General features: G+C 65.7%; 18 protein-coding genes and 4 pseudogenes. 10 read left to right on the top strand and 12 right to left on the bottom strand.

The genetic code is table 11. The annotated features are described in order from the left end of the window. Positions 1-8: 8 nt before the first annotated feature. From mmsB to KY499_RS07265, 3 genes are all read right to left on the bottom strand, one after another. Positions 9-1,277 carry a multiple monosaccharide ABC transporter permease gene (gene mmsB, locus KY499_RS07275; protein WP_123254278.1) on the bottom strand — a complete coding sequence of 423 codons (1,269 nt, stop codon included), beginning with the start codon at positions 1,275-1,277 and terminating at the stop codon, positions 9-11. A gap of 45 nt (positions 1,278-1,322) precedes the next feature. Then, positions 1,323-2,879 carry a multiple monosaccharide ABC transporter ATP-binding protein gene (mmsA, locus tag KY499_RS07270; protein WP_123254279.1) on the bottom strand — a complete coding sequence of 519 codons (1,557 nt, stop codon included), beginning with the start codon at positions 2,877-2,879 and terminating at the stop codon, positions 1,323-1,325. 127 nt (positions 2,880-3,006) lie between these two features. Then, positions 3,007-4,197: an ROK family transcriptional regulator gene (locus KY499_RS07265; protein WP_123254370.1), complete on the bottom strand. Its 1,191-nt coding sequence runs from the start codon at positions 4,195-4,197 to the stop codon at positions 3,007-3,009. A 201-nt stretch (positions 4,198-4,398) separates the two neighbouring features. On the opposite strand from KY499_RS07265, the gene KY499_RS07260 reads away from it, so the two are divergent. Then, positions 4,399-5,193, top strand: a complete 795-nt coding sequence (locus KY499_RS07260; protein WP_219886645.1) for a nitrilase-related carbon-nitrogen hydrolase — start codon at positions 4,399-4,401, stop codon at positions 5,191-5,193. Here the strand turns inward: KY499_RS07260 and KY499_RS07255 are convergent. After that, a complete protein-coding gene (locus tag KY499_RS07255) occupies positions 5,172-6,836 on the bottom strand; it encodes a PucR family transcriptional regulator (protein ID WP_219886644.1) in 1,665 nt (554 codons plus the stop codon). The genes KY499_RS07260 and KY499_RS07255 overlap by 22 nt on opposite strands. Before the next feature lie 168 nt (positions 6,837-7,004). Between KY499_RS07255 and KY499_RS07250 the strand changes: the two genes are divergently transcribed. Both KY499_RS07250 and KY499_RS07245 read left to right on the top strand, forming a co-directional pair. Continuing rightward, entirely contained in the window at positions 7,005-8,546 is a 1,542-nt protein-coding gene (locus KY499_RS07250; RefSeq protein WP_219886643.1) for an amino acid permease, read from the top strand. After that, positions 8,543-10,261, top strand: coding sequence for an NAD(P)/FAD-dependent oxidoreductase (locus KY499_RS07245; protein ID WP_219886642.1), 1,719 nt, complete (start codon positions 8,543-8,545; stop codon positions 10,259-10,261). Before KY499_RS07250 ends, KY499_RS07245 begins: the two co-directional genes overlap by 4 nt. A 93-nt stretch (positions 10,262-10,354) precedes the next feature. Here the strand turns inward: KY499_RS07245 and KY499_RS07240 are convergent, their stop codons facing one another. The 3 genes from KY499_RS07240 to purU all read right to left on the bottom strand — a co-directional run bounded on the left by KY499_RS07240 (position 10,355) and on the right by purU (position 12,419). Continuing rightward, complete coding sequence (locus KY499_RS07240) at positions 10,355-10,876, bottom strand: gamma carbonic anhydrase family protein (RefSeq protein WP_219886641.1); 522 nt, start codon at positions 10,874-10,876, stop codon at positions 10,355-10,357. Between the two features lie 132 nt (positions 10,877-11,008). Beyond that, positions 11,009-11,470: a bifunctional 2-polyprenyl-6-hydroxyphenol methylase/3-demethylubiquinol 3-O-methyltransferase UbiG gene (locus tag KY499_RS07235; protein ID WP_219886640.1), complete on the bottom strand. Its 462-nt coding sequence runs from the start codon at positions 11,468-11,470 to the stop codon at positions 11,009-11,011. Positions 11,471-11,558: 88 nt separating this feature from the next. Beyond that, a complete protein-coding gene (gene purU, locus KY499_RS07230) occupies positions 11,559-12,419 on the bottom strand; it encodes a formyltetrahydrofolate deformylase (RefSeq protein WP_123254285.1) in 861 nt (286 codons plus the stop codon). A 301-nt stretch (positions 12,420-12,720) separates the two neighbouring features. Here purU and glyA point away from each other — a divergent pair, with 301 nt between their 5' ends. The 7 genes and pseudogenes from glyA (at position 12,721) to KY499_RS07195 (ending at position 19,254) form a co-directional block, all read left to right on the top strand. After that, entirely contained in the window at positions 12,721-14,019 is a 1,299-nt protein-coding gene (gene glyA / locus KY499_RS07225; protein WP_308813084.1) for a serine hydroxymethyltransferase, read from the top strand. A gap of 3 nt (positions 14,020-14,022) precedes the next feature. After that, positions 14,023-14,920 (top strand): annotated as a pseudogene (locus KY499_RS07220) (bifunctional methylenetetrahydrofolate dehydrogenase/methenyltetrahydrofolate cyclohydrolase). 131 nt (positions 14,921-15,051) lie between these two features. Beyond that, positions 15,052-15,628 (top strand): annotated as a pseudogene (locus tag KY499_RS07215) (hypothetical protein). A gap of 10 nt (positions 15,629-15,638) precedes the next feature. Then, entirely contained in the window at positions 15,639-16,472 is an 834-nt protein-coding gene (locus KY499_RS07210; RefSeq protein ID WP_123254372.1) for an exodeoxyribonuclease III, read from the top strand. Positions 16,473-16,491: 19 nt separating this feature from the next. After that, positions 16,492-17,535 (top strand): tryptophan--tRNA ligase, encoded by a 1,044-nt coding sequence (gene trpS / locus KY499_RS07205; RefSeq protein WP_123254289.1) that lies wholly within the window; start codon positions 16,492-16,494, stop codon positions 17,533-17,535. A 4-nt stretch (positions 17,536-17,539) separates the two neighbouring features. Next, positions 17,540-18,154 carry a 2'-5' RNA ligase family protein gene (locus KY499_RS07200; protein ID WP_219886639.1) on the top strand — a complete coding sequence of 205 codons (615 nt, stop codon included), beginning with the start codon at positions 17,540-17,542 and terminating at the stop codon, positions 18,152-18,154. 103 nt (positions 18,155-18,257) lie between these two features. After that, positions 18,258-19,254: pseudogene (locus KY499_RS07195) on the top strand (YihY/virulence factor BrkB family protein). On the opposite strand, the pseudogene KY499_RS07190 reads toward KY499_RS07195, so the two are convergent. From KY499_RS07190 to sdhC, 5 genes and pseudogenes are all read right to left on the bottom strand, one after another. After that, positions 19,211-19,982 (bottom strand): annotated as a pseudogene (locus KY499_RS07190) (alpha/beta hydrolase family protein). The pseudogenes KY499_RS07195 and KY499_RS07190 sit on opposite strands and share 44 nt — an antisense overlap. A gap of 156 nt (positions 19,983-20,138) precedes the next feature. After that, positions 20,139-20,921 (bottom strand): succinate dehydrogenase iron-sulfur subunit, encoded by a 783-nt coding sequence (locus tag KY499_RS07185; protein ID WP_123254292.1) that lies wholly within the window; start codon positions 20,919-20,921, stop codon positions 20,139-20,141. Positions 20,922-20,923: 2 nt separating this feature from the next. Then, the gene (gene sdhA / locus KY499_RS07180) at positions 20,924-22,732 is read right to left on the bottom strand and encodes a succinate dehydrogenase flavoprotein subunit (protein WP_123254293.1); all 1,809 of its coding nucleotides are present in this window, start codon (positions 22,730-22,732) and stop codon (positions 20,924-20,926) included. A gap of 160 nt (positions 22,733-22,892) precedes the next feature. Beyond that, a complete protein-coding gene (locus KY499_RS07175; RefSeq protein ID WP_123254294.1) occupies positions 22,893-23,360 on the bottom strand; it encodes a succinate dehydrogenase hydrophobic membrane anchor subunit in 468 nt (155 codons plus the stop codon). Positions 23,361-23,363: 3 nt separating this feature from the next. After that, a complete protein-coding gene (gene sdhC / locus KY499_RS07170) occupies positions 23,364-23,699 on the bottom strand; it encodes a succinate dehydrogenase, cytochrome b556 subunit (RefSeq protein WP_308813104.1) in 336 nt (111 codons plus the stop codon). Positions 23,700-23,731 lie beyond the last annotated feature (32 nt).

Below are 23,731 nucleotides of genomic sequence, written 5' to 3'. Positions count from 1 at the left end.
GGAGCCGATCAGGCCTCGCGGTGAATGACCTCTTTGGTGCGGGTCGTCTCGTCAGGCTTGATCTCGTTGTTCCGGCCGAAGTTCTTCATCATCAGGCCGATGATGGACTTTTTGCCCTGGGACTTGTTGTAAACATCGAAGGCCACCGCGATCAGCAGGACGAGGCCCTTGATGATCTGGGTCAGGTCGGCGCCGATGCCCAGCAGCTGCAGGCCGTTGTTCAGGACGGCCATCACGAGGCCGCCGACGATCGATCCGATCACGGTGCCGACGCCGCCGGTTACTGCTGCGCCGCCGATGAACACGGCCGCGATGGCGTCCAGTTCCCAGCCGACGCCGTCGAACGGGCCGGAAGCGGTGGAGCGGCCCACGAAGATCATGCCGGCGAGGCCGGCCAGGATCGACATGTTCATCATGACGAGGAAGTTGATTTTCTTGGACTGCACACCGGACAGCTCGGCCGCGTGGCGGTTGCCGCCGACGGCGTAGACGTGGCGGCCGACGATCGTCTTGGAGGACACAAAACCGTAGATCAGCACCAGGAGGGCCAGGATGAGGCCCGGGATGGGGAACGAGGTACCGGGCCGGCCGGTGGCGAAGAGGTACGTGGCGAACAGGATGGCGCCGCAGACCAGGACCAGCTTAGTGATAACGACCCAGGCTTCGGGGACGTGGGCGCCGATGGTCTTGGCATGGGAGCGGGAGCGCACGGCGCTGAAGATGACGAACGCAACACCGGCCAGGCCAAGCAACAGGGTGAGATTGTTGAAGCCGGTGTCCGGCCCCACCTCCGGGAGGTAGCCGGAGCCCAAATATTGGAAGTCGCGGGGGACCGGGATGGTGTTTGATTTGCCGATGAACTGGTTGAGGCCACGGAACAACAGCATGCCGGCCAGCGTGACGATGAAGGCCGGAATGCCGACGTAGGCCACCCAGAAGCCTTGCCACATCCCGATCAGCGCGCCGAGGACCAGACCCAGCAGAACGCCGGCGTACCAGGGGATACCCCAGTCCCGGACGGCCATGGCCACGGCCACGCCCACAACGGCCGCGACGGAACCAACGGACAGGTCAATGTGTCCGGCGATGATCACCAGCACCATGCCGATGGCAAGGATCAGGATGTAGGAGTTGCCGTTGAAGAGGTTGATGACGTTGCCGGAGGTGAGCGTATTGCCGCCGGTGGCCACCTGGAAGAAGACGATCAGTGCCACGAGGGCAAAGATCATGCCGAATTGGCGGGTGTTGCCGCCAAAGAGCTTCTTTAACGCGTTCATTGTGTCAGTCCTTGTGTCTGGAAGGGTCTGGAATGTTCCAGAAAGTCAGGCGGCCGTGCGGGCGGAAGTCATCAGTTTCATCAGGCTTTCCTGGCTGGCTTCTTCCTTGTTGAGGACACCGGTGATGGCGCCCTCGAAGATGGTGTAGATGCGGTCCGAGAGCCCCAGTAGTTCCGGCAGTTCGGAGGAAATAACAATGACGCCCTTCCCCTGGTTGGCCAGCTGCTGGATGATCCCGTAAATCTCGTACTTCGCGCCGACGTCGATTCCGCGGGTTGGTTCGTCAAGAATCAGCAGGTCCGGATCGGTGAACATCCATTTCGCGAGCACCACTTTTTGCTGGTTGCCGCCGGAGAGTTTTGAGACGCCTTCCTCGACGGACGGGGTCTTGGTGCGCAGCGACTTCCGGTATTCCTCGGCGACGGCGAATTCCTTGTTGTCATCGACGACTGAGCGCTTGCTGATTTTTTCCAAGTTGGCGGACACGGTGGTCGTCTTGATGTCATCGAGCAGGTTCAGTCCGAGCGACTTCCGGTCTTCCGTGACGTAGCCGAGGCCGGCGTCGATGGCCTGGCGGACGGTCTTCAGGGTAATTTCCTTACCCTCTTTATAGAGGTGGCCGGAAATGAAACGGCCGTAGGACCGGCCGAAGATTGACCTGGCCAGTTCGGTCCGTCCCGCGCCCATCAGGCCGGCGAAACCGACGATCTCGCCGCTGCGGACGTGGAAGTTTGAACCCTTGCAGACCAAACGGTCCTCGATCTGCGGATGGCCAACGGTCCAGTTTTTGACCTCGAAGAGCACGTCGCCGATTTTCGGTTCATGTTCCGGGAAGCGGGACTCCAGGGTCCGGCCGACCATGCCCTTGATGATCCGGTCCTCGTCGACACCGTCGGCCTTGACGTTAAGGGTTTCGATCGATTTTCCGTCGCGGATGATGGTGATGGAGTCCGCGATCTGTTCGATCTCGTTGAGTTTGTGCGAAATGATGATCGACGTAATCCCCTTGCCCTTCAGGCCCAGGATCAGATCCAGCAGGTGCTGTGAGTCGGACTCGTTCAGGGCTGCCGTCGGCTCGTCCAGGATCAGGATTTTGACGGACTTGTTCAGCGACTTCGCGATTTCCACGAGCTGCTGCTTGCCGACGCCGATTTCCTTGATGGGGGTGTCCGGGTCCTCGCGGAGCCCAACTCGGGCCAGGAGCTCGATGGACCGGCTGCGGGCCTCATCCCAGTTAATGACACCGCGCCTGGTGGGTTCGTTGCCGAGGAAGATGTTCTCCATGATGGAGAGCTCCGGGATCAGGGCGAGCTCCTGGTGGATGATCACGATTCCGGCGTGTTCGCTGGCCCGGATGTCCCTGAACTGCTGAACCTCGTTCTGGTAGACGATGTCGCCGTCATAGCTGCCGAAGGGATATACGCCGGAAAGGACCTTCATAAGGGTCGACTTGCCGGCGCCGTTTTCGCCGCAGATGGCGTGGACTTCGCCGGCCTTGACCCGGAGGCTGACCTCGTCGAGGGCCTTGACGCCGGGAAATTCCTTGGTAATGGATCGCATTTCAAGAATGATCGGATCGCTGTGCGTGGTGTCGGACGTCATGTGCCGTACGCCTCCCGTGGTGACTTCGTTGTCGCCCTGTAAAAAACAGGGCCGTCTGATGAAAAAGTAAACTGGATCACGTGCATTGTCGTCAAGTCTTTAACGCAACAGCTCGATAACGATAGCGTCACGGCGCGCGGATTCCGGCGTGCTGGAAGACCAGGGCCGCGGCCCCCAGAGCCTCTGCCCGCTCGCCGAGCGAGGACATAGTCAGCGTGGTGGATTCGCCGATGACCGGCACGGCGTGGCGGATCAGTCCCCGCCGGACGGGCGTGAGCAGCAGCTCACCGAGGACTGCCAGCGGGCCACCGATCACGATGACTTCGGGGTTGATCAGGTTGGCCACGTTGCCGAGGGCCCGCCCCACGGCGAGGCCGGCGTCATCCACCACGCGCAGTGTCGCTGGATCCTTCGCGAGCGCGTTCCGGACGATGTCCCCGGGGGCCAGGGGGTAGTTCTCGCCCCGGCTCAGGAGCTCGATCATGGTGGTCGTGGACGCAATGGTTTCCAGGCATCCGCGGTTGCCGCAGCGGCACACCAACCCGTGCTCATGAATGGTGGCGTGGCCGATTTCCCCCGTCACGCCGACGCTGCCGTAGTACGGGGCGCCGTTGAGGATCAGGCCGGCGCCGATGCCCGAACCGATCTTGAGGAACATCAGGTTGCAGATGCCGCCGTGCGGCCCCCAGGTGACTTCGGACAGGGCGCCAAGATTGGCGTCGTTGTCAACAAAGACGGGGATCTTCAGAGTTTCTTCAAGGTGCTCCAGGATGTTGATGCCGACCCATTCAGGCAGGATTGCCCCTTGGGCGACGGTGCCGGTGCGGCGGTCGATGGGTCCTGGGATGCCGACGCCGGCACCCACCAGGGCGCTGCGTTGGACGCCGCTTTGCTCCAGCAGCCGGTCCAGCAGTGCGACAGCGGCCGCGATGCCTTCGTCGGCGTGATGGCCGAGCGGCAGCAGAACCGATTCCTCCGCAATCACGTGGTAGCCCAGGGACGCCAGGACCACGCGCAGGTGCCGCCGGCCAAAGTCGATGCCGACGGCTACGATGCCATTGCCGTTGAGTCGGACGTTCAGGGCGCGCCGCCCCGAGCTGGTGGTCGGCTCGGTCGAGACCGTCCCCTCGTCCTGCATGATTTTTACGATGTTGGAGACGGTGGCGGTGGACAGGCCGGTCTGCCGTGCCAGTTCCGCCTGCGTGGACGGGCCTGACCGGAGGCAATCGATGATCCGCTGCTGGTTCAGGTGACGGAGGGCGGACTGCGATCCGGGGTTTTTGGTACGGCTCCTCGTTGAGCTCGTTGGTGAGGGCATGTAAAGAAGCGTGCCGTATCCGCGGCTTGTAGTCAAGAAGTTAACGCAATCGTTGCAGAAGAGACCGCCGTCCATTGGGGGCATTCCGTCCGGTGGAGGGTCCCTGGGGGCGGAAATGCACCGCTGCTCCCACCCCGGGCCCGGCTACGCTGGGTTCGTCCGCAGGCGGTGTGCGGAGACCCGGCGATCCTTGAGGTGGTAATGGTGCTACTGGCCCTGATGCAGGCGAAGGCTGCCGTGCTCGATGTGTCGGCGAACTGCGATGCGATCGACGACGCTGCCCGCAGAGCGGCATCAGCGGGCGGGCAATTGCTGCTCACTCCGGAGCTGTTCCCGGTGGGCTATGCGCCGTGCCGGCTCCGGACTGATCTGGATCCCAGCACGTTGCCCGCGATCCGCCAGGTCATGGTGGAGATAGCCCGGCAGCACCGCATCGGCCTGGTCTACAGTCTTCCGGCCGTGACCGCAGACGGGCAATGGCGCATCACGGCCACCCTCCTGGACGGGAACGGCACGGAACTGCTCAGCTATGCCAAGGTCCATTTGTTTGGGCCGGACGAGCGCTCGGTCTTCAAGGCGGCCGATGCGGCTCCCGCCGTCGTGGATTTTCACGGCGTCCGCACCTCCCTGGCGATTTGCTACGACATTGAGTTTCCCGAAACGGCGCGCGCCGCCGCGCTCCGCGGCGCCGGTCTGCTTCTGGTCCCGACCGCACTCGGCCCCGGGTTCGACGCCGTGCCGCAGGTCCTGATCCGGGCCAGGGCGCTGGAGAACCACATGGCGGTCGCCTACGCCAACCACGCCGGCGCCGAGGACGGCATCGAATTCCCGGGCGGCAGCGTCATTGCGGCTGCCGACGGTTCGCTGCTGGCGGCCGCCGGATCCGGGGCCGAACTGCTGTTTGCCGAGGTGGGGGTGGCTGGCCCGGACGACGCCGATGCTGTCTCGTATCTCCGGGACCACCGGCCCGGGACTTACCGGGGCTGGGAAGGCTGAACCGGGCCCGTCGCGGGGCCTTCGCCAGGGCCGCCCAGCGGTCCGGGACGGCGGGTGTACTGCAGGGCAATCCAGAGTTCGGCCCGGGCCTGCGCCCGGTCGAGGTCCATGCCCAGCAGGTCGGCAATCATGCCGATCTGCCGGCGGACGCTGTTGCGGTGCAGGCCGGTGGCCTTCGCCGTGGCGTCCCAGCTGCCGTTCTCGCCGAGCCATGCCCGCAGGATGCCCAGCAGGCCGTCCCCGCGAACGGTCTCAAGCGCCAGCAGTGGTCCCAGCAGCCGGGCCGCCAGCATCGCACCGGCCTCCTGGCCCAACAGTCCGGTCACGGACCAGGACACCTCATCGGCCCGGATGCTGCGCCTGTCAGAGCGGGCACGGCCGCGCAGGGATGTCACGTCCTGGTAGGCGGTGGCGAGGCCGGTCAATTCCGTGCCGCTGCCGATCACGAGGCGCCAGCCGAGCCGTTCAACGTCGGCCAGCAATGCGTCGTCGACCTTCAGCCGGGTGATGGCCGCGAAGCCGTAGTCGGTGACTTCCACGAGCTTGGTGTCGAAGAGACGCCGCCAGTCAAGCAGTTCCCGGACCGGACCCTCGCCGGTGCGGCTCGTCCCGGGCGCGGCATCGGGGCGGATTCCCTGCACCACACGCAGCTCCCCGGATCTGGTCGAGGAAACACTTTGCGCCAGCAGGTCCTTGAGCCCGTTGATGTGCCGGGTGGGACCTGCCGCGATCCTGTCGGGATGCAGCAGCAGGGCGGTGGCGAGCTGGCTGGGCGCCAGCGCACCGCTCGTGCGCTGCCGGACCAGCAGTTCCAGGAGCCCGACGACGGTCGCCACCACACTGTTCTGCGCGGGCGTCAACGGGGTGTCCGTGCCCAGGACGAGGGCTCCAAGGGTGGCGTCCCGCGTGCTGCGCAGCGGGTAGCCGAAAACCAGTGAGGAACCCGCGGCGTCAAACGAATCCATCTCTACCCGGGGACCGCTGCCGGCCAGTAGCCTGGCCAGAAGCGGCTTGAGAAGCGCCGGGTCCGCGCTGGCCGGAATGCCCTGGGTCGCTCCGCTTGCACCGCGGGCGCGCACCCGTCCGTCGGAGCCGAGCAGGACTGCCCAGACGGGCACCCGCTGCACCAGCGCCGCGAGGAGCTCGTGCTCGGGCCGGGCGGACAGCACCGCGCGCATGAGCTGTTTGTTGGTGTCGGCCAGATGCCGGAAGGTCTTTGCGGAGTCCGATTCGAGCAGCCGGGAAAACTCCAGTCCGACTGCGGCGAAGGGGACAGTCCGCGGGACGGCAACAAGGGTCAGGTTGTGCCGCCGGCAGGCCTGTAGCACGGTGTCCGGGACGGCATCGAAGTAGGGCTCCAGGCCGAAGCCAAGCGCGCCGACGCGGGCGCTGACAAGCCGCCGGACGTAGGCGTCCACGCGTTCCTCGCGTCCGCCTTCGTCCAGGAACGGCAGCCCCGCGGTCAGCAGGAATTCGCCGTCGAGCAGGTACGGCGTCGGATCCTCAAGCTCGCTTGGTTCCACCCAGCGCAGCCGATCCGCGCCGTTGCCCGCATCGTGCAATACGGTCAGGCGCGCTGGCAGCTTGTGCAGGAACTGGTCCAGGGTGACGAAGCCGAGCTGCTCCGGCGGCTCAGCAGCCACGGCCGGGGCATCTGCTGCGGACAGGCACCCGCAGTGCTATCAATCTTGGTGCGTTCTGCCTCATGACTGTTGACTATAGGGCACTTTGCACAACTGTGAGGGGCGCCTCACGCGCATACGCTGAGCCGGGGAGCAACCGACCACCATTGAACGATAAGGACGTCAACGATGACTGTGCCAACTCTTGCCGGGGAACGGCCGCCCGCCGCCGCAGCCCGTCCGGGCCTGGCGGCCCAGCTGCTGCGCCGCAAGCCGATCGGGCAACTGGTCAGCGAGGCCGAGAGCGGACACGGCGGGACAGGCCTGATCCGCAGTTTCGGCGTGCTCCAGCTGACCATGATCAGCGTCGGCGCCACGCTTGGTACCGGCATCCTGGTTATCCTGGGCGATTCGGTACCCCTCGCCGGGCCGGCCATCTGGATTGCTTTCGCCATCGCCGGACTCGCGGCACTGCTCTCGGCAGTCTCCTACGCGGAAATGGCCGGACTGGTGCCCGCCGCCGGGTCGAGTTATTCCTACACGTACGCCACGATGGGCGAGGGCATGGCCTGGATCTGCGGCTGGTGCCTCGTCCTGGAATATGCCGTCTCTGTCGCCGCTGTCGCTGTCGGATCCGGGCAATACGTAAATGAAGCCCTGTCCGTCTTCGGCCTGGCCCTGCCGGACGCCATGTCCCAGCCCCCCGGGGCGGGTGGGATGCTGAACGCTCCAGCCATCGCGATTGTGGTGCTTGCCATGGTGCTTCTGGTCCGTGGGGCCAGGGAGAGCGCCTGGGTGAACACCGCGATTGTCGTTATCAAGGTCGGTATCCTGGTGTTCTTCTGTGCCGTGGCCTTTACAGCGTTCAACGGTGCGCACTTCGAACCACTTCTGCCGATGGGCGCCGCCGGCGTCTCCGCCGCCGCATCCCGGGTTTTCTTTTCCTACATCGGGTTTGACGCCGCGTCCACTGCCGGCGAAGAAGCCCGCAACCCCAAGCGTGACCTGCCGCGAGCCATCCTGCTCTCGATGCTGATCGTCACCAGCATTTATGTCCTCGTGGCCGTCGCCGCCATCGGCGCCCGGCCGTGGGGCTGGTTTGACGGCACCGAAGCGGCGCTCGTGAAGATCCTCGAGGAAACCACCGGGCAGCCCTGGGTTGGCGTGGTCTTCGCCGTCGGTGCGGTCCTGGCCATCGCCAGCATTGTGCTGACCGTCCTGTACGGTCAGACCCGCATCCTGCTGTCCATGGCACGGGACGGGATGATCCCCAAGATATTCGGCCGCGTCTCGGCCCGGACCGGCACCCCGGTGGCAGGAACCCTGATTGTCGGTTCCGTCGTTGCCCTGACTGCCGGGCTGGTCCCGCTCGGTGCGCTCGCCGACGCCACCAGCATCGGCACCCTGTTCGCTTTCGCCCTGGTCAACGTGGCCGTCATCCACCTCCGCCGCACCCGCCCGGAGCTGCCGCGCAGCTTCCGTGTCCCGCTGTTTCCGCTCACCCCCATCCTCGGTGCACTCATGTGTGCTTACCTGATGGCCAATCTGGGCGCCGAGACCTGGGCGGTTTTTGGAATCTGGATGGTTGTCGGGCTGGCAGCCTACCTCGGCTACGGCCGCCGGCATTCCAGGGTGGCTGCGCTGAGCGATGCGGAATACCGTGAAGCATCACGAAGCACAGCACCTGGCGCCACCGCCGCACCCGAACCGACAAAGGCAGAGATCTCATGACCACCGCCACCGAACTTCCCGCCCCGAAACCGTCAGCAGACGCCACCCCCGGGGCCGGCGCGGCAGCCGAGGCGCCCATCACTATGCTCAACCCGGACTTCCCGTTCAGCTATGACCACTTCCTGGCGCATCCGGACGGCCTTGGCGCTGTTCCGCCGGAACTGTACGGGACCGAAGTCGCCGTCGTCGGAGGAGGGCTCTCCGGGCTCGTCACCGCCTATGAGCTGATGAAGCTGGGCCTTCGTCCGGTCATCTATGAGGCCGACCAGATCGGCGGACGCCTCCGGACGGCCACCTTCCGGTCTGCGCCCGGGGTGGTCGCCGACCTCGGCGGGATGCGGTTCCCGGTCTCCGGCAAGGCGTTCTACCACTATGTGGACCTGCTGGGGCTGAGCACCGAGGAATTCCCGAACCCGCTCGCCGCGGCGACCTCGAGCACCGTGATCGAGTTGGCGGGGGAGAAGTACTACGCCGCCACCGCCGCCGACCTTCCGCCGTTCTTCCTGGAAGTGGCCGAGGCGTGGAAAGCGGCCGTTAACGACGGCGCACAGTTCGCCGAGATGCAGGCCGCCATCAGGGCCCGGGACACCGCCCGGATCAAGCAACTCTGGAACGCACTTCTCCCGCACCTGGACGAACAGACGTTCTACGGCTTCATCGCCGCCAGCGACTCCTTCAAGAAGGCCGGCTTCGCCCACCGCGAGGCGTTCGGCCAGGTCGGGTTCGGCACCGGCGGCTGGGATACCGATTTCCCCAACTCCATCCTGGAAATCCTGCGCGTTGTCTACACCGACGCCGATGACCAGCACCGTCTGATTACCGGCGGCGCGCAGCGGCTGCCCGAGGCGCTGTGGCAGCACGCGCCGTCGGGCATGGCGCATTGGCCGGGCGGCACCTCGCTGGCATCACTGCACGCCGGCGCGCCGCGCGGCGCCGTGGACCGGATCGCCCGGGACGGCGGCGGGGACTTCCGCGTCCGGGAACGCTGGGGGCGCGAAGCAGCTTTCCCGGCCGTCGTCACCACCTGCCAGTCCTGGCTGCTCTCCACCCGCATCCACGCGGAAGAAGCGCTGTTTCCCGCGGAGCTGTGGACCGCAATCGAACGCTCCCACTACATGCAGTCCTCCAAGACGTTTGTGATGGTGGACCGGCCGTTCTGGAAGGACATCGATCCCGCGACAGGCCGCGAGGTGATGTCCATGACCCTGACGGACCGGCTGAACCGCGCCACCTACCTGCTGGACAACGGGCCCGACCAGCCCGCGGTCATCCTGCTGTCCTACACCTGGAACGACGACGCGCTGAAGTGGCTGGCCCTGACCGCCGAGGAGCGGGTGGAACTGATGCTGCACTCGCTCGGGCAGATATACCCGGGGGTTGACATCGCCAGCCACATCGTCGGCCAGCCGATTACCGTCTCGTGGGAAGCGGACCCCAACTTCATGGGGGCCTTCAAGGCCAACCTGCCCGGGCATTACCGTTACCAGCAGCGCCTGTTCACCCACTTCAAACAGGATCATCTGCCGGAAAACCAGCGCGGGATCTTCCTGGCCGGGGACGACGTCTCCTTCACCGCCGGCTGGGCCGAGGGCGCCGTCACGACCGGGCTGAACGCTGTGTGGGGCGTCGTGAACCATCTCGGCGGCCACTCCCACGCCGCGAACCCCGGACCGGGGGAGCTGCTCGAAGAGCTGGGCCCGATTTCGTTCGACTGACGCGCAATAGGGCCGGCGACGCGCAAAACCCTGGCGACACCCGAATTCGGGTGTCGCCAGGGTTTTTGCGCGCTGCGGGAGCGGAAGCGAGTCCTAGCTGCCGTGCATTTCCCGGTGCGCCTGGGCCAGGTCCCGGTAGTGTGCCGCGTTGTGCTGGATGCCGGCGAACTCCTCGTCGCTCAGTTCCCGGCGGACCTTGGCCGGCACCCCGGCGACGAGCGAGCGGGGCGGTACCACGGTGCCTTCGAGCACCACCGCCCCGGCCGCCACCAGCGAGCCGGCGCCGATCACGGCGCCGTTGAGGATGGTGGCGCTCATGCCGATCAGACAGTCGTCCTCGACCGTGCAGCCATGCACCACGGCGCCGTGGCCGACGCTGACCCGGGCCCCGACGGAACAGGGGAAGCCGGGGTCGGCATGCAGCACAACGTTGTCCTGCAGGTTCGTGCCGGCGCCCACGGTGATGGCAGCGGTGTCCGCGCGGACGCAGACACCGTAGAAAGCGCTGGAGTTCTCGGCCAGGCTGGCCTTGCCGATAAGCGATGCCGTCGGTGCGACAAAAACGGAGTCATGGACAGCCGGGGTGTCGCCGGCGAAAGCGTAGAGAGGAGCCATGCCCCCAGCCTAGGACACGGTGACCGGGGGACGACCTGCCGCCGGTCACATCGTGCCCGTCGGCTCCGCGCGCGTCGGCTCCGCGCCGGAAATGCTCCGCGCTAGGCGGGACCGCGCCGGAAATGCTCCGCGCTAGGCGGGACCGTCAGGGCCGGGGGAGCGCAGCACCGTGAAACGTTCGGTTGCGTGGTCGTGCAGGACCCCCGCCACGCCGTGGGGATCCTGGGACCGGGATTCCGCAAGGACGACGGCGATCGGGGAGCCAGGGCCGGCAACGCGCCCCAACTCGGCGATGACGCCGACGCACTCGGCCGGCGGCAGCCCAGCCAGTGCATCGACCGCCCACACTGCCGGGAACGCCGCGGACGCGAACGGCAGGCTGCTTGCCTGCGCGACCGAGGCCTCGAGGCCGCGGGCGCGGGCTGCCTGGACATTCTCCTCCGAGGAATCAACTCCGGTGAAATGGATGCCTGCCTGGACAAACGCCAGTCCGTCAGCGCCCCGCCCGCAATCGAGGCCCAGGACGGCGCGGCGGCCCTCAGCCTTGAGTAACGCGACGAAGCCGGTCAGGCGCGCGTCCCGGAATGTTGCCATAGGTCCAGTTAAGGGTGCCGGTCGTCCGCTGGCAACGCCCAGCGTCTTGGCCCCGGCAATATCGGCCCAGCAGCAGCGGTCCGGCGGCCTAGTTAAAGACCACGGTCCGGTTGCCGTCCAGCAGCACGCGGTGCTCGGCATGCCACTGCACGGCCTGGGCCAGGGTGCGGCCCTCGACGTCGCGGCCCATCTGGACGAACTGCTCGGCCGTGCGCCGGTGATCGACCCGGATGACTTCCTGCTCGATGATCGGACCCTCGTCCAGGGCCGCCGTGACGTAGTGCGCCGTGGCCCCAATGAGTTTCACGCCCCGGGCGTGCGCCTGGTGATATGGCCTGGCGCCCTTGAAGGAGGGCAGGAAGGAATGGTGAATGTTGATGGCCTGGCCCGTGAGGTCGCTGCAGAGTTCGTCGGAAAGGATCTGCATGTAGCGGGCCAGCACCGTGAGTTCGACGTCGTGCTCGGCCATCAGCGCGCGGAGCTCGTCCTCGGCCTGCACTTTAGTGTCCTGGGTGACAGGGATGTAGTGGAACGGGATGCCGTAGAACTCGGCCAGGCCCGCCAGATCCCGGTGATTGGACACAATGGCCGGGATGTCAATCGGCAGGGTGCCGGAGCGCTGCAGGAACAGCAGGTCATTGAGGCAGTGGGCTGAAGTGCTCGCCATCAGCAGGGTGCGGACCTTCCGGCCGGCCGGGTTCAGGTTCCACTGCATCCCGAAAGCCTGCGCGACGGGCTCGAGGGCCGCGTGCAGTTCGGCAGCCGGGACCGCCGTCGTCGCTTCCACCCGCATAAAAAACGTGCCGGTGCTCTGGCTGCCGTACTGCTGTGAATCCGTAATATTGCAACCGGCCACGAGCAGGGCGCCGGCAACGGCGTGCACGATTCCCGGCCGGTCAGGGCAGGAAAGAGTCAGGATGTGGGAAGAAGTCAGGTTCTCGTCAATCACGAAGAACAGCCTACCCGCGTCGGAGGTCAGGCCCTCCGCGGGTTTTGGTAGTCTTAACGGGTCGCAACTGGCGTTGGATGGCTAACCATCAGGGAGCGGCACTCACGAAGACCACGGATCGTACGCCTGGGCCGAGGGTCATGTCTTACCGGTTGGCAGCCTGAGGGCTGCAGGCCTGTTGCTGGGGGTCCCCACGGGCGCCCAGCCGATGCCGTGCGGGCCCGTAACCAAGGGGCAGCGCAGCAGGGCCAGCCGGTAGCCTGACCTATAGCAGTTCCCGTTGCCTAGCCAGGAGTTCCTCGTGACTACCACCACCGCCACCTCAACCGCCGTGAGCAACCAGCCACTCGCCGAGCTTGACCCCGAAATCGCCGCCGTGCTAGCCCAGGAACTGGGCCGCCAGCGCGGCACCCTGGAAATGATCGCCTCCGAGAACTTCGCCCCGCGCGCGGTGATGGAAGCCCAGGGTTCCGTCCTGACCAACAAATACGCCGAGGGTTACCCGGGCCGCCGCTACTACGGCGGCTGCGAATACGTCGACGTCGCCGAGCAACTGGCCCTCGACCGGGTCAAGGACCTCTTCGACGCCGAATACGCCAACGTCCAGCCGCACTCCGGCGCCCAGGCCAACGCCGCCGCGCTGCACGCCATGATCACCCCCGGGGACAAGATCATGGGCCTCTCGCTGGCCCACGGCGGACACCTGACCCACGGCATGAAGCTCAACTTCTCCGGCAAGCTCTACGAGGTTGCCGCCTACCAGGTTGAGGAAGACAACTTCCGGATCGACATGGACAAGCTGCGCGAACAGGCCATCGCCGAGAAGCCGCAGGTCATCATCGCCGGCTGGTCCGCCTACCCGCGGCACCTTGATTTCGCCGCCTTCCGTTCGATCGCCGACGAAGTCGGCGCGCTGCTCTGGACCGACATGGCGCACTTCGCCGGCCTCGTCGCCGGCGGACTGCACCCGAGCCCGGTGCCGCACTCCGACGTCGTGACCTCCACCGTGCACAAGACCCTCGCCGGTCCGCGGTCCGGTGTCATCCTGGCCAAGCAGGAGTGGGCCAAGAAGCTCAACTCCGCCGTCTTCCCGGGCCAGCAGGGCGGCCCGCTGATGCACGTCATCGCTGCGAAGGCCGTGGCCTTCAAGATCGCCGGCACCGCGGAATTCAAAGAACGCCAGGAACGCGTCCTGGAAGGCGCCAAGATCATCGCCGAGCGCCTCGGCCAGGCCGACGTTGCCGAGGCCGGTGTGTCTGTGCTGACCGGCGGCACCGACGTGCACCTCGTGCTCGTGGACCTGCGTCATTCCCAGCTGGACGGCCAGCAGGCCGAGGATCTGCTGCACTCCGTCGGGATCACCGTCAACCGCAACGCCGTCCCGTTCGACCCGCGCCCGCCGATGGTCACCTCAGGCCTGCGCATCGGCACCCCGGCCCTGGCCACTCGCGGCTTCGGCGCCGAGGAGTTCACCGAGGTTGCCGACATCATCGCCACCGCACTGAAGGCCGGTTCCGCGGCCGACGTTGAGGCGCTGCAGTCCCGCGTGGACCGGCTCGCCGACGATTTCCCGCTGTACCCGCAGCACGAGCAGTGGTAGTCCATGACCTCTGTAGCAACCGCACAAATTCTTGACGGTAGGGCTACCGCCGCTGCCATCAAGGCCGAACTGACCGAACGCGTTGCCGCGCTCCAGGGCCCGGGGCATCACCCCGGGCCTGGGCACCGTGCTCGTGGGGTCCGACCCCGGCAGTACGTGGTATGTCGGCGGAAAGCACAAGGACTGCGCCGAAGTGGGCATCACTTCGATCCGCCGCGACCTGCCCGAGGACACCAGCCAGGACGATCTCCTGGCTGTGATCCGCGAACTGAACGACAACCCGGAATGCACCGGCTACATCGTGCAGTTGCCGTTGCCGAAGCACATTGATCAGGACGTCATCCTGGAGGCCATGGATCCGGAGAAAGACGCCGATGGCCTGCACCCGATGAACCTCGGCCGGCTCGTCGCGAATGTCGGCAAACCCATGAACTCGCCGCTGCCCTGCACACCCAAGGGCTGTGTGGAGCTGCTGGCCCGGCACGGAATCAAGCTCAACGGCAAACGCGTGCTCGTGGTGGGGCGTGGGGTCACTATTGGCCGTCCCGTCGGCCTCCTGCTGACCCGCAAGGACGTCAACGCCACGGTGGTCCTGGCCCACACCGGCACCGTGGACCTGTCCGCCGAACTCCGGCAGGCCGACGTCGTCATCGCCGCCGCCGGCCAGCCGCACATGATCAAGGCGGAAGACCTGAAGCCGGGAGCAATTGTGCTCGACGTCGGCGTCAGCCGGGTGGACGACGGCAACGGCAAGGCCGTGGTCACCGGGGACGTGGACCCCGCAGCCGCCGGTGTCGCCGCCTGGCTGTCCCCGAACCCTGGCGGTGTGGGGCCGATGACCCGCGCCATGCTGCTGGCCAACGTGGTGGAGTCCGCGGAACGCCAGGCCGGTATCGGCTAGGCGCCGCCCGGGTAACGCCGTGGCAGGGCGCCGGTTCCTTCGGGAGCCGGCGCCCTGCCGTGTTAATGCCGTCCCGTTCGCCCGGGGTGGAAGCGCGATTCCGGCCCCGGCACATTTGCGATAATAAGCACATGCAATCTCTGGGCAACCCCGCGTCATCGTCAGATCCGTCCGCGTCCACGCCGCGGTCCCGCTTTTCCGTGCTCCGCATCAGCGGACCCGGACTGATGGTGCTGATCATCGCGTTCCTGGTCGCGGTGATCTTCGCAGCAAACCAGAACGACGTCGTCGGCTGGGTGGTGGCGATCATCGCCGGCTTCTGGCTCGTCCTGGCATCCTTCGTGGTCTTCAGCATCCGGAAGGCGGCCAGGAAGGCAGGCGCCAAACTCAACGAGGCGCAGAACGCCTTCAACGCCGCAGCCGGCCGTGCACCGTCGTCGGGCAGCGCCGACCACGGCTCCACCCGCCTCGTCAACGGACCCCACGAAGCCGACGGTGTCCGCGACATGAAGCTCGATCACTCCTTCAAGATCGTCCAGGTGCAGATCCGCGTTGTGGAGCAGGAACGTGCCAAGGGCGACGCCGCGGACCAGGAAACGATCCGACGGGCCCCTGGAGACCATAGAGATCACCGCCACGAACGCCAGGGACATGATCAAGCCCGGCGGCGGCTCCGGCGAGCCCGTCCGCGGAACCATCATCGACTAGAGTGGATCGGGTGATCTCGGCATTGAAGAAGGACCACCTTCGCATCGCATCAGTCAACGTCAATGGCCTCCGTGCCGCCTACCGGAAGGGTATGGCGGAATGGCTGGAGCCCCGCGACGTGGACATCCTCTGCCTGCAGGAAGTCCGCGCACCGGATGAGATTGTTGAGGCGCTCATCGGAGAGGGCTGGTTCATCCTGCACGCCGAAGCAGAAGCCAAGGGCCGCGCCGGTGTTGCCATCGCCTCCCGCGCCGAGCCCCTTGCCACCCGGGTTGGCATCGGCGACGACTACTTCGCCACGGCCGGTCGCTGGGTGGAAGCCGATTACACCGTCCACGATGCCGCCGGCCAAGCCTCCCAGCTGACCGTTGTCAGCGCCTACGTGCACTCCGGCGAGGCGGGAACCCCGAAGCAGGATGACAAGTTCCGGTTCCTCGACGTGATGATCAGCCGTTTGCCCGAACTGTCCAAACACAGCGACCACGCCCTCGTGGTGGGCGACCTGAACGTCGGGCACACCGAACTGGACATCCGGAACTGGAAAGGCAACGTCAAAAAGGCCGGATTCCTGCCCGAGGAACGGGCCTACTTCGACCGCTTCTTCGGCGAGGAGATCGGCTGGAAAGACGTCCACCGGGAACTCTCCGGCCCGGTCGATGGCCCCTACACCTGGTGGTCGCAGCGCGGCCAGGCCTTCGACAACGACACAGGCTGGCGCATCGATTACCAGATGGCCACGCCGGCCCTGGCCGCGGCGGCGGTGTCCGCCGTCGTCGACCGCGCCCCGTCCTGGGACACCCGCTTCTCCGACCATGCCCCGCTGGTAGTGGACTACCGGCTCTGAGCCCGAAGGTTTTATCAACATGACTAGCTCAACCGCTGCTGCCACAAAGAAGCGCATTCTTTCCGGCGCGAAGCCCACGGCGGATTCCCTGCACCTGGGCAACTACATCGGCGCGGTGCGCAACTGGGTGGACATGCAGTCCCAATACGACGCCGTGTTTTTCATTCCGGATCTGCACGCCATCACAGTTGACTTCGAACCTGCCGAATTGGCCAAACGCACCCGGGTGGTGGCGGCCCAGTACATTGCGGCCGGAATCGATCCCGACAAGTCCATCTTCTTCGTGCAGTCGCATGTTCCTGAGCATGCGCAGCTGGCCTGGGCGCTGAACTGCATCACGGGTTTCGGCGAAGCATCCCGCATGACGCAGTTCAAGGACAAGACGCAGAAGTCCGGGGCGGACGCCGCGACACTCGGCCTGTTCGCGTATCCGACGCTGATGGCCGCTGACATCCTCCTGTACCAGACGGACCTGGTGCCGGTGGGCGAGGACCAGCGCCAGCACCTTGAGCTGACCCGCAACCTGGCGCAGCGCTTCAACACGCGCTACGGGGAGACCTTCACGGTGCCCGAGGCGACCATCCTCAAGACCAGCGCAAAAATCTACGACCTCCAGAACCCCGCCGCCAAGATGTCCAAGACGGGTGAATCTCCCAACGGATCCATCCAGCTGCTCGAAGACCCCAAGCTCGCTGCCAAACGCATCAAGTCCGCCGTGACCGATGCCGGGACGGACATCCGTTTTGACCGGGAGGAAAAGCCGGGCATCTCCAACCTGCTGACGATCTATTCAACGCTGACGGGCAAAACCGTGGCAGAGCTGGAAGCCGAGTACCAAGGCAAAATGTACGGCCACTTGAAAACGGATCTGGCCGCAGTGATGGTTGACTTTGTCACGCCGCTGCGGAACCGCACGAACGAGCTGATGGCCGATCCCGCAGAGCTGGACAGGCTGCTGGCCCAGGGCGCGGAGCGTGCACGGGAAATTGCTTCGGTTACGCTGGCCCGGGTCTACGAGCGCATGGGCTTCCTGCCGTCGCTCAGCTTGGCCGGAGTCCGCTAGGTCAATGTCCCCCGTCAGCAAAGTCATCGCGAAAGACGCCACGTCGAATGGGCACGGACCCCGCGAAGGCGTCAGCATCGGCGTGATCCTGGGTTTCCCGCCGGACATTGCCGAGGAGCTGGGGCGTTGGCGGGCATCCTTCGGCGACCCGATGGCCGGCGTCATTCCCGCGCACATCACGCTGATCACCACAACAATGACCCAGGACTGGGATGCGACGCTGTCCCACGTCCGGGCGGTCGCCCGGAAGCAGGATCCGTTCACGGTGACCATCGCAGGCACCGGGACCTTCCGGCCGGTGTCCCCGGTTGTGTACGTGAATGTCAAAGACGGATTCGGCGACTGCGTCAGCCTGCACCGGGAACTCCAGACCGGTCCGCTGGAACGGGACCTGCCGTTCGCTTATCATCCGCATGTAACCGTCGCCCACGACGTGGCACCGGAAAGCCTCGACGAAGCCGAAGCGGCGCTCAAAAATTACCGGGCAACGTTTCCGGTGGTTAGCATGGGACTTTACGAGCACGACGACAACGGCATCTGGCAGCTACGGGAAGAGCTTAATTTTGGGACCGAACCGGACGACGACCGAGGCCCGGACGGGGCAACAGGGGCCCGCTGAGCCGCCGCTCCCGACAGAGCTGGCGAAGCTCAAGCTTGAGGTGATCCGCAAACGCGTCGAGTGGGGCAAAGCCCGGCGCGCCAGCGGCGGCGTGGCTGCGCTGATGCCTATGGTGCAGTGGCTGCTGGCCCGGCTCAATGCCCTCCGCCCGATGCGCGCGTTCCAGCACTACAACCTCGAACGCGGACCCCTGATGAGCGCCGGCATTGGCTTCACCATGTTCTTCTCCATCACCGGGTTGCTGACGACCGGGTTCTCCGTGGCCGGCCTTGCGCTGCGCGGCCAGCCGGAACTGCTGGACCGCCTGGTCAACAGCGTCGCGGTAGCTGCTCCGGGACTGCTGAAGGTCAATGGCAACGACGGGCTTGTGGACCCGCAGGAACTGCTGGATCCCGGCGGGCTTGGTCTGACGGCGGCGATAGCCGCCGTCGTGACGGTGGTGACGTCGCTAGGCTGGATCAACGGCATCCGGCAGGGCTTTCGCGGCGTAGCCATGCTCGCCCCGCTCAAGCGCAATCCGGTGTTGAGCAAACTCTTTGATGTCGGCACGCTGCTGCTGCTGGGGCCTGGCGCTGGTCATCAGCTCGGGCGCCTCGCTGGTCTTCGGCACAGCCGCCGGGTGGCTCATGGACTTGCTTCAACTGGATCCTCGGGTGGCCGGGCCGATCGCCGGGCTGATCAAGATCGCCGTCCCCTTACTGCTTAACTGGGTGACGGCGGTGATCCTGTTCCGGCTCGCCGGCGGATTGCAGCTCGGCCGCCAGGCGCTGCTGCAAGGTACCATCCTGGCCGGGATCGGCACCACAGTGCTGCAGGTGTTCAGCACTGAGCTGCTTGCCGGGGCCGGGCGCAATCCCATCCTGGCGCCGTTCGCCATTATCATCGGCTTGTTGATCTGGTTCAACCTCGTCAGCCAGGTCTACCTTTTCGCCGCCTCGTGGTCCGTTCTCCGGGAAGCGGATCTGAAGACCCCGGGGACGGCGACCACCACCGGCTGGGGCGCCCGTCAGGTCCAGCCTGGTAAGACCCCGGTGGAGCACCCGCGGTCCCCGGGTGCTATGCTCCGGCGTCGAGGTACTGGTCGGCCCACGCCGAAATAATCTTCGCGGCGCGTGCGGCCTGGCCCTTGCCCGTCAGCAGGTGGTCGCTGCCCTCGAGCGAGACAAAGCTGCGCGGGTGCCGTGCCGTCTGGAAGATGCTGCTGGCATTCTCAATCCCTACCGTGTTGTCGGTGGGGGAGTGCAGCACCAGCAGGGGCATGTGCAGGCGCCTGATGCAGTCGGTGAGGTCCGCTGCGCGCAGATCCTCCACGAAGTGCCGGCGGATCTCCACGACCTTGCCGCCGAGGTCCACTTCGGCGCTGCCGTCGCGGCGGATCGTCTCCAGGGCGGCGTCAAAGACATGCGCCACATGATTCGGTGAAAACGGTGCGCCGACGGTCGCGACGGCGTCGATTCCCGGAATTTGGCTGGCCGCCGACAACACGGCTGAACCGCCGAAGGAGTGGCCCACGAGCAGGGAAACCTCGCGGCCGGAGGCGCGCATGAACTCGGCCGCGGCGACGGTGTCGGCGACCTTGTGGCTGAAGGATCCCTCCGCCCACATGCCGCCGGACTCGCCGAGGCCCAGGTTATCGAAGCGGAGCATGCCCACGCCGCTGTCCGCCAGCGCTTTGCACATGCGCGAGGCTGCGGGGCTGTCTTTGCCGAGGGTGAAGCCGTGGGAAAAGAGGCCCCAGCCTTTCACCGGGCCCCGCGGGCACGTCGACGATGCCGGAGAGCAGCTCTCCGGTGGATCCGTGGAACGAGACTTTTTCGGAGCGGGTCACTGCGGGCCTTTCGCCGGAGGGATCAGTGGTGCGGATACGGCGACGGCGCCATCCCCCACAGTCCTACCCTCGCACAAGCTTGGGCAGGGGGACCCAGTGTTGTGGGGTCCCTGGTGGGAAATGGCGCCGTCGTCGACTGTCGCGTAAGAGCGGCCGCTAGATCTTGCGGGACAGGATGGCCTGCTTAACCTCGGCGATCGCCTGCGTGACCTGGATGCCGCGGGGGCATGCCTCGGTGCAGTTGAAGGTGGTGCGGCAGCGCCACACGCCTTCCTTGTCGTTGAGGATCTCCAGGCGCATGTCGCCGGCGTCATCCCGGGAATCGAAGATGAAGCGGTGCGCGTTCACGATGGCGGCCGGGCCGAAGTACTGGCCATCGGTCCAGAACACCGGGCAGGAGGAGGTGCACGCGGCGCACAGGATGCACTTGGTGGTGTCGTCGAAGCGTTCACGTTCCTCCGCCGACTGGAGACGTTCCTTCGTGGGCTCATGGCCCTTGTTGATCAGGAACGGCATAACCTCACGGAAGGACTGGAAGAACGGCTCCATGTCCACAATCAGGTCTTTTTCCACCGGCAGGCCCTTGATGGGCTCGACCGTGATGGGCTTGGTCGTGTCCAGGTCCTTCAGCAGGGTCTTGCAGGCCAGCCGGTTGCGGCCGTTGATGCGCATCGCGTCGGAACCGCACACGCCGTGGGCGCAGGAGCGGCGGAACGACAGGCTGCCGTCGGTTTCCCACTTGATCTTGTGCAGGGCATCGAGCACCCGGTCGGTCCCGTACATGGTGACCTGGAAATCTTCCCAGGTGGCGTCGTCGGAAACCTCGGGGTTGTACCGGCGCACCCGGAGGGTGACGTCGAACGTGGGGATTTCGCCGCCGCCGCCGATGTGCGCGGGGAGTTCAATCTTGGAGGCTGGTTCAGCGAGTTCAGCGGTCATTTCTAGTACTTCCTCACCATCGGCTCGTAACGGGTAAAGACAACCGGTTTGCTGCCGATCCGGATGCCGGGTGCGAGTTCGGCAGTTTCCGATGCGCCGGCGGCCGGTGCGCTGTCTGCCTTGTACACCATGGAGTGCTTCATGAACTTCTCGTCGTTACGGTCCGGGAAGTCCTCGCGGAAGTGCCCGCCACGGGATTCCTCACGGTAGAGCGCCGCGACGGTCATGACTTTCGCCAGTTCCAGCAGGAAGCCAAGTTCCACGGCCTCGAGCAGGTCCAGGTTGAACCGCTTGCCCTTGTCCTGGACGCTGATCCGCTGGTACCGCTCCTCGAAGGACTCGATGTCCTTCAGGACCTGGTTCAGGGTGTCCGCGGTCCGGAACACCTGCATGTTCGCATCCATGGTGTCCTGGAGTTCCTTGCGGATCGCGGCGACCTTCTCGGTCCCGGCCGACGTCCGGACGTGCTCGAGCAGGTTCAGCGTATAGGCCTCCGGATCTTCCGGGAGTTCCACGAAGTCCGCCGTCTTGGCGTACTCGGCCGCGGCGATGCCGGCCCGCTTGCCGAAGACATTGATGTCCAGCAGCGAGTTGGTGCCGAGCCGGTTGGAGCCGTGCACTGACACGCACGCCACCTCGCCGGCGGCATAGAGGCCAGGGACCACGGTGTTGTTGTCCTGCAGGACCTCGGTGGTGATGTTGGTGGGGATGCCGCCCATGGCGTAGTGCGCCGTCGGGAAAACCGGCACCGGCTCGGTGTACGGTTCCACCCCCAGGTAGGTGCGGGCGAATTCGGTGATATCCGGGAGTTTCGCGTCGATGTGGGCCGGTTCAAGGTGCGTCAGGTCCAGGAGGACATAGTCCTTGTTCGGGCCGCAACCGCGTCCCTCGCGGACTTCGTTGGCCATGGAACGGGCCACGATATCGCGCGGGGCGAGGTCCTTGATGGTGGGGGCGTAGCGCTCCATAAAGCGCTCACCCTCGGAGTTGCGCAGGATCGCGCCCTCGCCGCGGGCGGCCTCGGAGAGCAGGATGCCCAAGCCGGCGAGGCCTGTCGGGTGGAACTGGAAGAACTCCATGTCTTCCAGCGGGATGCCGCGGCGGAACGCGATGCCCATGCCGTCACCGGTGAGGGTGTGGGCGTTGGAAGTGGTTTTGAAGACCTTGCCGGCACCGCCGGAGGCAAAAATCACGGACTTGGCCTGGAAGACGTGCAGTTCGCCGGAAGCGAGGTCATAGGACACAACACCGGCAACGCGCTTCTGGATGTACGACGTGCCGTCCTCACGGAGGGCCTCTTCCTCGACCGTCAGCAGGTCCAGGACGTAGTACTCGTTGTAGAACTCCACGTTGTGCTTCACGCAGTTCTGGTAGAGCGTCTGCAGGATCATGTGGCCGGTGCGGTCGGCGGCGTAGCAGGCGCGGCGGACGGGAGCCTTGCCATGGTCGCGGGTGTGCCCGCCAAAGCGGCGCTGATCGATGCGGCCCTCGGGCGTGCGGTTGAACGGCAGGCCCATCTTTTCCAGGTCCAGGACGGCGTCGATCGCTTCCTTCGCCATGACCTCGGCCGCGTCCTGGTCCACCAGGTAGTCGCCGCCCTTGATCGTGTCGAAGGTGTGCCACTCCCAGTTGTCTTCTTCGACGTTGGCCAGTGCCGCGCACATGCCGCCCTGGGCCGCGCCGGTGTGGGAGCGGGTGGGGTAAAGCTTGGTCAGTACTGCTGTTCGGGCGCGTTGACCGGATTCGATCGCCGCGCGCATCCCGGCGCCACCGGCACCGACGATGACGACGTCGTACTTATGGACCTGCATACCAGACGCTCTTTCTCTCAAAATTCTCTGTCTAACACCGCCGGCGGAGCCGGTGCGGTGAAGTCTCGTGATTGTTCCCGGCCCGCAGCGGGCAAAGGGAGCAGGGCCGCGGCGGACCGTCAACTGCTGCCGAGGCAGCGGTCCGCGGCGGTGGCGCCCGTCAGGACGCGGGGCAGAAGCCGCCGGGCAACTGGACGCCGTTCACGACCGGGCACGGATCAAACGTGAAGATCACAAGGGTGCCCAGGACGATGATGACCGTGGTTGCCGCGTAGAGCACGACCTTCAGCGCCAGACGGGTGGAGTCTTTCTCCGCGTAGTCATTGATGATGGTACGGACGCCGTTAGTCCCGTGCAGCATGGCGAGCCACAGCATGGCAAGGTCCCAGATCTGCCAGAACGGATCGGCCCACTTACCGGCCACGAAGCCGAAGTCGATGGCCTTGATGCCCTCGCCGACCAGGAGGTTGACGAACAGGTGGCCGAAAATCAGGACAACCAGGACGACGCCCGAGAGCCGCATGAACAGCCATGCCAGCATTTCGAAGTTGCCCCTGGACGAACCGCTGCGGCGGTACTGCGGCTGGATCTTTCCAGAGCGCGGGGACTGGATCTGAGAAGCAGTCATGGTTTAGTGACCTCCAAAGGCGAGGGAAAGGTGGCGAATGGAGAAGCCCACCATCACGACGACCCAGAGAGCCAGGACCGCCCAGAGCATCTGGCGCTGGTACTTCGCGCCCTTTTTCCAGAAGTCGACGGCGATGATCCGCAGGCCGTTGAAGGCGTGAAATACGATCGCGGCAACAAGGCCCGTTTCACCCAGGGCCATCAGGGGGTTCTTGTAGGAACCGATCACGGCGTTGTACGCCTCCGGAGAGACACGCACCAATGAGGTGTCCAGCACATGGACCAACAAGAAGAAAAAAATCACTACACCGGTAATGCGGTGTCCAACCCAGGACCACATGCCTTCACGGCCGCGGTACAAGGTGCCAGCTG

The sequence above is a fragment of the Arthrobacter sp. PAMC25284 genome, from assembly GCF_019443425.1.
Classification (GTDB): domain Bacteria; phylum Actinomycetota; class Actinomycetes; order Actinomycetales; family Micrococcaceae; genus Arthrobacter; species Arthrobacter oryzae_A.
The sequence above is the reverse complement of the archived record's forward strand: the minus strand, read 5'-3'. Positions and strand labels throughout refer to the sequence as shown.

Excerpts from the sequence above, each read along its gene's own strand:
- mmsB (WP_123254278.1), bottom strand. The coding sequence starts at position 1,277 with ATGAACGCGTTAAAGAAGCTCTTTGGCGGCAACACCCGCCAATTCGGC.
- mmsA (WP_123254279.1), bottom strand. The coding sequence starts at position 2,879 with ATGACGTCCGACACCACGCACAGCGATCCGATCATTCTTGAAATGCGA.
- KY499_RS07265 (WP_123254370.1), bottom strand. The coding sequence starts at position 4,197 with ATGCCCTCACCAACGAGCTCAACGAGGAGCCGTACCAAAAACCCCGGA.
- KY499_RS07260 (WP_219886645.1), top strand. The coding sequence starts at position 4,399 with ATGGTGCTACTGGCCCTGATGCAGGCGAAGGCTGCCGTGCTCGATGTG.
- KY499_RS07250 (WP_219886643.1), top strand. The coding sequence starts at position 7,005 with ATGACTGTGCCAACTCTTGCCGGGGAACGGCCGCCCGCCGCCGCAGCC.
- KY499_RS07245 (WP_219886642.1), top strand. The coding sequence starts at position 8,543 with ATGACCACCGCCACCGAACTTCCCGCCCCGAAACCGTCAGCAGACGCC.
- KY499_RS07240 (WP_219886641.1), bottom strand. The coding sequence starts at position 10,876 with ATGGCTCCTCTCTACGCTTTCGCCGGCGACACCCCGGCTGTCCATGAC.
- KY499_RS07235 (WP_219886640.1), bottom strand. The coding sequence starts at position 11,470 with ATGGCAACATTCCGGGACGCGCGCCTGACCGGCTTCGTCGCGTTACTC.
- trpS (WP_123254289.1), top strand. The coding sequence starts at position 16,492 with ATGACTAGCTCAACCGCTGCTGCCACAAAGAAGCGCATTCTTTCCGGC.
- KY499_RS07200 (WP_219886639.1), top strand. The coding sequence starts at position 17,540 with ATGTCCCCCGTCAGCAAAGTCATCGCGAAAGACGCCACGTCGAATGGG.
- KY499_RS07185 (WP_123254292.1), bottom strand. The coding sequence starts at position 20,921 with ATGACCGCTGAACTCGCTGAACCAGCCTCCAAGATTGAACTCCCCGCG.
- sdhA (WP_123254293.1), bottom strand. The coding sequence starts at position 22,732 with ATGCAGGTCCATAAGTACGACGTCGTCATCGTCGGTGCCGGTGGCGCC.
- KY499_RS07175 (WP_123254294.1), bottom strand. The coding sequence starts at position 23,360 with ATGACTGCTTCTCAGATCCAGTCCCCGCGCTCTGGAAAGATCCAGCCG.
- sdhC (WP_308813104.1), bottom strand. The coding sequence starts at position 23,699 with ATGTGGTCCTGGGTTGGACACCGCATTACCGGTGTAGTGATTTTTTTC.